This window comes from Haloferax sp. AB510 (genome assembly GCF_024136985.1).
Classification (GTDB): domain Archaea; phylum Halobacteriota; class Halobacteria; order Halobacteriales; family Haloferacaceae; genus Haloferax.
The window spans coordinates 1-2,255 of record NZ_JAMYJY010000198.1 but is presented as its reverse complement, the minus strand read 5'-3'; the positions used below and the strand labels follow the sequence as shown (position 1 = coordinate 2,255).

General features: G+C 69.1%; 2 protein-coding genes and 2 pseudogenes. 2 read left to right on the top strand and 2 right to left on the bottom strand.

Annotation, left to right across the window (positions count from 1 at the left end):
- A pseudogene (locus tag NKF06_RS20455) lies at positions 1–256 on the top strand (chromosome partitioning protein ParA); the annotation flags it as partial.
- Positions 257–361: 105 nt separating this feature from the next.
- Here NKF06_RS20455 and NKF06_RS20450 read toward each other — a convergent pair.
- Positions 362–1,228 (bottom strand): transcription initiation factor IIB family protein, encoded by an 867-nt coding sequence (locus NKF06_RS20450; RefSeq protein ID WP_058826812.1) that lies wholly within the window; start codon positions 1,226–1,228, stop codon positions 362–364.
- A gap of 162 nt (positions 1,229–1,390) precedes the next feature.
- On the opposite strand from NKF06_RS20450, the gene NKF06_RS20445 reads away from it, so the two are divergent.
- Positions 1,391–1,912 (top strand): hypothetical protein, encoded by a 522-nt coding sequence (locus NKF06_RS20445; protein ID WP_008091324.1) that lies wholly within the window; start codon positions 1,391–1,393, stop codon positions 1,910–1,912.
- Between the two features lie 102 nt (positions 1,913–2,014).
- Here NKF06_RS20445 and NKF06_RS20440 read toward each other — a convergent pair.
- Positions 2,015–2,255 (bottom strand): annotated as a pseudogene (locus NKF06_RS20440) (ParA family protein); the annotation flags it as partial.

The window sequence follows — 2,255 nt, the reverse complement described above, 5'->3', positions numbered from 1 at the left end:
CGCGGTGCGGACCCGCGAGCTGGCGCGCGAACTCGACTGTGGGCTCGCCGCCGTCGCGGTCAACCGCGTCGTCGACGAGGTGCCGCTCGACGCCTTCGCCGACGTGCTCGGCGCGCCGGCGACGGCGGTCCCCGCGGACTCTCGACTGTCCGAGGCGGTCGAGCGGTTCGAGCCGGTCGTCGCGTCGTCGCCGAAGAGCCTTCCCAGTACTCGGATGCGGGAACTCGCGGACGCGGTCCGCGTAAGCGGTCGGTAGAAACGTCGTCTCGTTTTCGGTCCGTTCGTGTGGTTCGTAGTTCGATTCTCGCGTCTCGTTCGCCGTCGTCTCAGTTAGCGAGTCCCGTCGCCTGTCGGTGTCGGCTCACTCGCGGAGCGCCACGTACGTCTTGCGGAGCGTCACGGGCGTCACGTCGGCCACGTCGGCGGCCTCGGCCTGCGTGCAGTCCTCGCCGCGGTCGCGAGCCGCGGTGTAGAGACACGCCGCGGCGACGCCGCAGGGATTCTTGCCGCCCACGACGCCCTCGTCGCGGGCTTCGGCGACGTACTCGCGCGCCCGGCGCTCGGTGTCGCTGTCGAGGTCGAGTTTGGTCGCGAACCGCGGCAGGTACTCGGTCGGGTCGGCGGGCGCGACGGGGAGGCCGAGGTCGCGGTTGAGCGCGCCGTAGGCCGCTTGGTGTTCCGCCTCGGTGGCCTTCGACACGTCGCAGACCTCCTCGACGCTCCGGGAGACGCCGGCGACGCGGCAGGCGGCGTAGACGCAGGCCGCGGCGAACCCTTCGAGCGAGCGCCCGCGCAGGAGGTCCTCGTTCTGGGCGGACTCGAACAGCGAGCACGCCTGGTCCCGAATGTGGTTCGGCAGCGACAGCGCGCTCGTCACGCGGCGAATCTCGGTGAAGGCGTACACCTGATTGCGCTCGCGCTTGGTCGAGATGCGAGCGCGGTTGTGCTGGCGGCGCATGCGGGCGAACTGCCGGCGCTTGCGGCCCTTGATACGCGTCGAGCGGCCGATTTCGGTCGACAGCCCGCGGTCGTGGCGCGAGCGGGTGAGCGGCGCGCCGGTGCGGGCGGGGTTCCGGTCGTCGTCGGCGAACGAGCGCCACTCGGGACCGTGGTCGATGCGGTACTCCGAAACGACGAGACCGCAGTCGGTACAGACCGTCTCGCCGGCTTCGAAACCGAGGTGTCCGTCGCATTCTGGGCAACCCTGGTGGGAACGTGCTTCGCTCATCACAATTGAAAATCGGTCGCGAACGGGTATTTAAACACAGGTTGAATCGGGGGTAGAACCCCGATTACTGCCGCTAGAGCCTACCGGTAATCGGTAGGTTACAGACTCAATTTTGATACTGATTAGGAACGCTTTTACTCGGTAGGCGCGGACCACCGAGCGATGGGACTGTCGGATATCGCCGCCGCGTTAGAGACGACGACGACTGAGCAGCGTTCGCGCTGCGTTCCGACTGTCGACGACACCGGTGTTTCCCTCCGCGAGCGCTTCGAGGCGCACGCAGACGCGCTCCCCTGTGCGCCTGCGGCCGCGGAGCGGGTTGTCGAAGCACACGGGTCGGGAACGTCAGTCGGCGAGAGCGCGAGCGACGCAGGCGTCGCTCCGGTCACGGCGGCGAAAGTCTTGCACCGTTGCGGCGAAGCGGGCGTGATTCCCCTCGCACCCGAGGCGCGACGTATCGTCCGCGATTGGATCGACGGACGAATCTCGCGCGCCGACGCGCTCGCGCTCACCGGCGCCGAGCCGTCGGAGTTCGCACTCGCGACGTACGTCGAGACGCACGACCCCATCGACCCCCTCGTCGAAGCCGTCGAGGGCGCGCTGACCGACCGCACCGATGCGGCCGTCGCGAAGCGCGACTCGCTGGCCGAGACCATGAGCTCGGTCACCGACATGCAGTTCTGACGCGGGACACGCCTCCCAGCCTCCCGTTTTCACGCTCGCGAGCGGCGGCGCTCGCCAGCCGTCTGTCCGTTCTCTCGAAACTCGCTCGTCGCGTCGCGCGATTCAGCGACGGATGTACTCGCCGACCGAGGTGAGCACGCCGCCGGCGGCCGTCACCGAATCGAGTTCCACGTCGAGGAGGACCTCCGCGACCGCGGCGACGCCCGCCGCGAGGTCGGCGTCGTCGCGGCACGCCGGCGCGTCAGCGATGTCGTTCGCCTCGGTCTCGGGAACGACCACGTCCGCGTCGCCGAGCGCGCCGAATGTGGAGACGACCGCATCGATGTCAGCACCGATGTCGGCG

Coding starts and splice junctions, on each gene's coding strand:
- NKF06_RS20445 (WP_008091324.1), top strand. CDS start 1,391: ATGGGACTGTCGGATATCGCCGCCGCGTTAGAGACGACGACGACTGAG.
- NKF06_RS20450 (WP_058826812.1), bottom strand. CDS start 1,228: ATGAGCGAAGCACGTTCCCACCAGGGTTGCCCAGAATGCGACGGACAC.